The 221-nt window shown below is 63.3% G+C and carries 1 protein-coding gene; it reads right to left on the bottom strand.

What is annotated here, in order from left to right; all coding sequences use genetic code 11:
* Positions 1–40: 40 nt before the first annotated feature.
* On the bottom strand, positions 41–221 hold a 181-nt coding region (locus tag E0702_RS19875), incomplete at its 5' end, for a hypothetical protein (protein WP_205742186.1).

A 221-nucleotide genomic window follows, 5' to 3' on the forward strand; every position in this document is an offset into this window, starting at 1 on the left:
CTGACCATTGTGTCGAAAGTGCTGACCTGATCGGGGCTTTCTAGGCTTCCTTGGTGAGTGGCCGGCCCTGTACGACCCAGTCCGAGAACCCGTCCTTCCGATGCGCGGCGGCAAACTCCAAGTCTTGTCGCGTGGCCACGGGCAGGACCGACCACAGGCCCGAGGTGCAATGGGCGGCGACGCGCTTGTCCTGCCTGAACACACCCTCGAAACATGGGCTG

The sequence above is a fragment of the Halomonas marinisediminis genome (assembly GCF_004347715.1).
In the GTDB taxonomy this organism is placed as follows: domain Bacteria; phylum Pseudomonadota; class Gammaproteobacteria; order Pseudomonadales; family Halomonadaceae; genus Halomonas; species Halomonas icarae.